This is a genomic window from Pseudomonas sp. PS01297 (assembly GCF_029959305.1).
Lineage (GTDB): Bacteria > Pseudomonadota > Gammaproteobacteria > Pseudomonadales > Pseudomonadaceae > Aquipseudomonas > Aquipseudomonas helleri.
Genome location: NZ_JASCPQ010000164.1, coordinates 1 through 6,272, shown reverse-complemented (window position 1 = coordinate 6,272; position 6,272 = coordinate 1). Strand labels below are relative to the sequence as shown.

Here is a 6,272-nt window from a genome sequence, read left to right as displayed (position 1 = left end):
TTTGTGCCACACCGCCCCTGTAGGAGCGAGCTTGCCTCGCGAGCTTTAAAAAGATCAAAAGATCGCGAGGCAAGCTCGCTCCTACAACAGAGAGTTACTGAATTTCATCGGGTTTGACGATCACCCAGTTTTTGTCCGCCGTCACTGGCAGGCCGGCTTTGGCCTGGGCCGCGGCGTTTTTGGCAATCATGCCTTGCAGTTGCGCCATGTATTTGTCTTTACGGTTTATCCACAGGTGGATCCCGCCTTTGTCCACGTCAACGCTGTGGAACAACATGTAGCCGTCACTCGATGGCGTATCGCCGCCCACCAGCACCGGTTTTTTCCATTGGTCGATGTAGGTCAGGATCGCCGCCTGTTTACCCGCCATCCAGGTGGCCGGGGTCCAGAGGTAAGGCGTGAGTTCCAGGCCCATGTTGGCCTCTTCGTTGTACGTGCCCGCGCTGATCTGTTTACGCGCCGTGGTCAGCTCGCCGGTGTCGCGGTTTTTCAGCAGGGTGCTGACACCGATGACGTTCTGCGGTTTGACGTTGTAGCCGTACTTGGGATCGGCCGCGACCATGCGCACCAACTCTTCCGAGGCGGCGGTCATGACGTACACGTCGATGCCGTTTTCCATCAGCTTGTTGAACAGTTCAACCTGACCGGCAAACACCTTGGGCGGCTGGATTTCAGCGGTCTTGACCGTGTCGCCTTCGTAGTAAGACACCGGGATCGGCTGGCCGGACGCCATTAACTCATCCACATAGCCTTTGAGCTGTTGCAGGGTGAAGCCCGAAAACACCTGCGCCACCCACGGGTAGCAGACCATGTCGTCGATTTCGCACAAACGGTAGTAGTAGCTGAACAGGCTTTCCTGGCGCTCGGCCGTGTCTTTGAACGGGATCAGCTTGAGCGACGGGTCCAGGCTGTCACGGGTAATCAGGCCGAGGTTTTCCATGTACGGCAGCAACGCTTCTTCAAGGTCGTTGCGGTAGCTGGTGTTGTCCATGTCAAAGACCGCGAAGTTTCCTTTGTTCGCGTTGGCCGCAATCATGGCGTTCAGTTGCTTCGCCTGATCGGCCGGCCAGTGTTCCAATTCGGTTGCCAACACCTGCCCGGCCAAGCCCAAACACAGGGTTGCAGCTATCAACTTCGCCGTCAGCCTCATCGACTATGCTCCTTAAGAAAGGCGACGACGCTAGCAAACCTCTGTGACAGTTTTAGCGTGGATGCGACCTCGACCGTCTTGATAACGCCATGCGCTTATTCCAAAAGTGAAGGTAGTCATTCCAGAACGATATATTTCGAGCTATATCAACCTGTTAGCATTTCCGGTTCGAAAATTTTATCGCTTGAAGACGTCACCTGCGTCGTCCCCCTCTCCCCCGGAGCCCTCATGAATGTCCCGCTGATTCTCAATCTGCTGGTGTTCCTCGCGTTGCTGTTCGGCTTGTCGCTGACCCGCCACACCGCGTGGAGCCTGGCAAAAAAAGTCCTGCTGGCGCTGGTTATCGGCGTGCTCTTTGGCTTGGGCTTGCACCTGGTCTACGGCACGGACAGCCAAACCCTGAAAACCTCCATCGGCTGGTTCGAACTGGTGGGCAGTGGCTATGTGCAACTGCTGCAGATGATCGTCATCCCGCTGGTCTTTGCCTCGATCCTGAGCGCCGTGGCGCGCCTGCATAACGCGTCGTCGCTGGGCAAGATCAGTTTCCTGACCATCGGCACGTTGCTGTTCACCACCATGATCGCGGCCCTGGTGGGCATCGGCCTGACCAACCTGTTTGGCCTCACCGCCGACGGCCTGGTCGCGGGCGCTGCCGAAATAAGCCGCCTGCACGTGATCCAGAGCGACTACGCTGGCAAGGTCTCGGACCTCAACGTGCCGCAGTTGCTGCTGTCGTTTATCCCGCAGAACCCGTTCGCTGACCTGGCGCGCGCCAAGCCGACGTCGATCATCAGCGTGGTGATCTTCGCCGCCTTCCTTGGCATTGCCGCCCTGCAACTGCTCAAGGACGAGCCGGAAAAAGGCAGCAAAGTGCTGAACGCCATCGACACCCTGCAAGCCTGGGTGATGCGCCTGGTGCGTCTGGTGATGAAACTGACCCCTTACGGCGTGTTGGCGTTGATGACCAAAGTGGTCGCCACCTCCAACCTGCAAGACATCCTCAAGCTGGGCAGCTTTGTGGTGGTGTCGTACATCGGCCTGGCGCTGATGTTCGTGATTCACGGAGTGATCTTGTCGGTGTCGGGCGTTAACCCGCTGCGCTTCTTCCGCAAAGTCTGGCCGGTGCTGACCTTCGCCTTCACCAGCCGTTCGAGCGCAGCGAGCATCCCGCTGAGCATCGAAGCGCAAACCCGCCGCTTGGGCATTCCGGCTTCGATTGCCAGCTTTGCGGCCTCGTTTGGCGCGACCATCGGGCAAAACGGCTGTGCCGGTCTGTACCCGGCCATGTTGGCGGTGATGGTTGCCCCAACAGTCGGCATCAACCCGCTGGACCCGGTGTGGATCGCTTCGTTGGTGGCCATTGTGACCATCAGTTCGGTGGGCGTGGCGGGCGTGGGCGGCGGGGCAACCTTCGCGGCCCTGATCGTGCTGCCGGCCATGGGCTTGCCGGTGTCATTGGTGGCGTTGCTGATCTCGGTCGAGCCGTTGATCGACATGGGCCGCACGGCGCTGAACGTCAGCGGTTCGATGGTCGCCGGAACGGTCACCAGCCAGGCGTTGCACCAGACCGACAAGGCCATTCTGGCCGAAGACGATCATGGTGATCTGGCGCATACGTAACGCTGGAATCCTTGTAGGAGCTGCCGCAGGCTGCGATCTTTTGATTGTTAAAAAGATCGCAGCCTTCGGCAGCTCCTACAGATTATTTAAGCCCTTTCCCACACCTCAAAGCTGAACGCCGGTTTGCCCTCTGCAGCGTCATGCTTGTCTTCTGACACCAACGTCCACTGCGCCTGATCGAACTCAGGAAACCACGCATCCCCTTCCGGGCTCAAACCCACACGCGTCAGGTACAGCCGGTCGGCATCCGCCAGCCCTTGGGTGTACAACTGCGCGCCGCCAATCAGCATCAGCTCGTTCACATCGTGCTCAATGGCCCAGGCTTCGGCGCGCTCGACGGCGGCCTCCAGCGAGGCAAACACTTCGGCACCTTCGAGCTGCAAGCCGGTCTGACGACTTACCACCAGGTTCAAGCGCCCCGGCAGAGGGCGGCCCAGCGAATCCCAGGTCTTGCGACCCATGATGATCGGCTTGCCCAAGGTAGTGGCCTTGAAATATTTGAAGTCCGCCGGCAAATGCCACGGCATGCTGTTGTCGACGCCGATCACGCGGTTTTCACCGAGGGCCGCGATCAGGCTGAGGGGGAGTGATTTTTTCATGCCGCCGAGGATACCAGAGCCGCCCGCGCTGTCAGTACCCCGCCTGACTAACCGGCATTCAGCGGTTATGCTCATGACTCACTTGAATGGAATGTCGCGTGACTGAACTTTCCCCGTTGCAACGTCTTTGGCTGACCGAAACCGTGCGCCTGCGCGAAGAACACGCAGGCCCACTGGACGATCTGGAAGCCAACCGCCGCGCCCGCAGCAGCGCCGGTGATCTGAGCACACGCCTGCAAAACCGTGCGCTGTGGCTGGCCGAGCGCGATGGCCTGGTCACGGCCATGCGCCATTGGCTGCAAGGCTCACGCCTGGCGCTATTGGGACTCGCCGTGCTGGCCGTCATCAGCGGCGGCGGGCTGGCTTTTGCCGCGCTGGGCAATGGGCAAACCCCGGTCAATGTGTTCTGGGCACTCGGCAGCCTGCTCGGCATCAACCTGATTTTGCTGATCAGTTGGCTGCTGGGGCTGGTTTTCGCCGGTGAACACAGCGCCAGCCTCGGGCGTTTGTGGCTGTGGCTCAGTGACAAATTTGCCCGCGACGCCAAGGCCGCGCAGTTGGCCCCGGCGTTGCTGCTGGTGCTGCAACGGCAAAAACTCAATCGCTGGGCGCTGGGCACCTTGGTTAATGGTTTGTGGCTGCTGGCAATGCTCAGCGCGCTGACGCTCATGCTCTTGCTGATGGCCACCCGCCGTTACGGCTTTGTCTGGGAAACCACCATTTTGAGCGCCGATGTGTTTGTCAGCGCCACCCGCGCTTTGGGCGTGGTGCCCGGCTGGCTGGGGTTTAGCGGGCCGACCGAAGCGATGATCCGCGCCAGCACCGACACCGCCTACAGCAGCGAAGCCGTGCGTCAGGCCTGGGCCGTGTGGCTGGTGGGCGTAGTCGTGGTCTACGGCGTGTTGCCGCGCCTGTTGCTCGCGGCCTTCTGCCGCTGGCGCTGGATCCGGGGGCGCAACGCGCTGCAACTGGACCTCAACCTGCCCGGCTACAGCCAACTGCGCGAACGCCTGATGCCGAGCAGTGAGCGCCTTGGGGTCAACGACGTGGCCCCCGAGCAGTTGCATAACGTGCACGCCGGGCAGACCGACCTGGACACCGAGGGCGCGCTGATCGTCGCCATCGAGCTGGACGACCAGCACCCGTGGCCGCCCAAACTGCCGAATACGGTCAAAGACGCGGGCATCCTCGACAGCCGCGAATCCCGGCAAAAACTGCTGGAGCAAATGACCCGTTTTCCGCCTGCACGGCTGGCGATTGCCTGCGACCCACGGCGCTCGCCCGACCGTGGCAGCCTTGCGCTGATCGGCGAACTGGCGCGCAGCGCAGCGGCCACCCGCATCTGGCTGCTGCAAGCACCGCCCGGCCAGGCGCTGGACGCCGATCGCCTGAGCGACTGGCACCATGCCCTGGAAAAACTCGGGCTGCCGTTTGCCACCAGCGCGCCCATCAACTGGCTGGAGACAGGCCATGACTAAGCCACTGACGCTGGCCGTGGTCGGCCACACCAATGTCGGCAAAACCTCGTTGCTGCGTACCCTCACCCGCGATGTCGGCTTTGGCGAAGTGTCCCATCGCCCCAGCACCACCCGGCACGTGGAAGGGGCTAGGTTGTCGGTGGACGGCGAACCGCTGTTGGAGTTGTACGACACGCCGGGGCTGGAAGACGCCATCGCCCTGCTCGACTATCTGGAACGCCTCGACCGCCCCGGCGAACGTCTTGACGGCCCAGCGCGGGTCGCACGTTTTCTCGACGGCAGCGAAGCGCGCCAGCGGTTTGAACAAGAAGCCAAAGTGCTGCGCCAGTTGCTAGCCTCGGACGCCGGACTGTATGTGATCGACGCCCGCGAGCCGGTGCTGGCCAAATACCGCGACGAACTCAGCGTGCTGGCCAGTTGCGGCAAGCCGCTGTTGCCAGTGCTCAACTTTGTCAGCAGCCCGCAGCACCGCGAGCCTGAATGGCGCGACGCCTTGGCCCGGCTCGGCCTGCATGCGTTGGTGCGTTTTGACAGCGTGGCCCCGCCGGAAGACGGCGAGCGGCGCCTGTATGAAAGCCTCGCCTTGCTGCTGGAGCATTCACGCGGCGCGCTGCAACGCTTGATCACTGATCAAGAGGCCCAACGCGAAGCACGCAAACACAGTGCCCTGCGCCTGATCGCGGAACTGTTGATTGACTGCGCCGCGTGCCGACGTAGCGTGGCGAGCGAAAAAACCGTCGAGCAACAGGCCATCAATCAACTGCGCGAAGCGGTTCGCCAACGTGAACAACGCTGCGTCGAGGCGCTGCTCAAGCTGTACGGTTTTCGCCCCCAGGACGCGGCAGCCAGCGACTTGCCGTTGCTGGACGGACGCTGGGGCGACGACTTGTTTAACCCCGAAACCCTCAAACAACTGGGGGTGCGCGTGGGCAGCGGAATCGCCGCCGGCGCCGCTGCCGGGGCGGGTGTGGACTTGATGGTCGGCGGCCTGACCTTGGGCGCAGCAGCACTGGCCGGGGCGATCGCCGGGGGCGCGCTGCAAACGGCGCGCAGCTATGGCAGCCGCTTGCTGGGCAAACTCAAGGGCCAGCGCGAACTGACCGTGGACGACAGCGTATTGCGCTTGCTGGCCTTGCGCCAACGCCAGTTGCTGCACGCGCTGAACGCACGCGGGCATGCGGCCGTCGACAGCATTCAGGTCGCCACCCCACAGGACAAAACCTGGCGCGAAGGCAAACTGCCCGAGCCGCTCAACAAAGCACGGGCGTACCCGCAATGGTCATCGCTCAACCCGCACCCCAAATTGAGCCAGGCCGAGCGTCAGGAGCAGATCGAGCTGCTGGCCGAGCAAATCTGACTACGGCACCTCCTCTGTGGGAGCGGGCTTGCTCGCGATACAGGCAACACGGTGCATCCGCTAAAACG

General features: G+C 62.0%; 5 protein-coding genes. 3 read left to right on the top strand and 2 right to left on the bottom strand.

The annotated features are described in order from the left end of the window. Positions 1-94: 94 nt before the first annotated feature. Positions 95-1,150: a haloacid dehalogenase-like hydrolase gene (locus QMX84_RS25540; protein ID WP_282365085.1), complete on the bottom strand. Its 1,056-nt coding sequence runs from the start codon at positions 1,148-1,150 to the stop codon at positions 95-97. 228 nt (positions 1,151-1,378) lie between these two features. Between QMX84_RS25540 and QMX84_RS25535 the strand changes: the two genes are divergently transcribed. Further along, positions 1,379-2,770, top strand: a complete 1,392-nt coding sequence (locus QMX84_RS25535) for an L-cystine transporter (protein ID WP_282365084.1) — start codon at positions 1,379-1,381, stop codon at positions 2,768-2,770. An 86-nt stretch (positions 2,771-2,856) separates the two neighbouring features. Here QMX84_RS25535 and QMX84_RS25530 read toward each other — a convergent pair whose 3' ends face one another. Beyond that, entirely contained in the window at positions 2,857-3,369 is a 513-nt protein-coding gene (locus tag QMX84_RS25530; RefSeq protein WP_262125692.1) for a dihydrofolate reductase, read from the bottom strand. A gap of 98 nt (positions 3,370-3,467) precedes the next feature. Between QMX84_RS25530 and QMX84_RS25525 the strand changes: the two genes are divergently transcribed. Next, on the top strand, positions 3,468-4,847 hold the full coding sequence (locus tag QMX84_RS25525) for a DUF2868 domain-containing protein (RefSeq protein WP_282365083.1): 1,380 nt from the start codon (positions 3,468-3,470) through the stop codon (positions 4,845-4,847). Then, positions 4,840-6,204 (top strand): GTPase/DUF3482 domain-containing protein, encoded by a 1,365-nt coding sequence (locus tag QMX84_RS25520; protein WP_123750779.1) that lies wholly within the window; start codon positions 4,840-4,842, stop codon positions 6,202-6,204. The genes QMX84_RS25525 and QMX84_RS25520 overlap by 8 nt, the downstream gene beginning before the upstream one ends. Positions 6,205-6,272 lie beyond the last annotated feature (68 nt).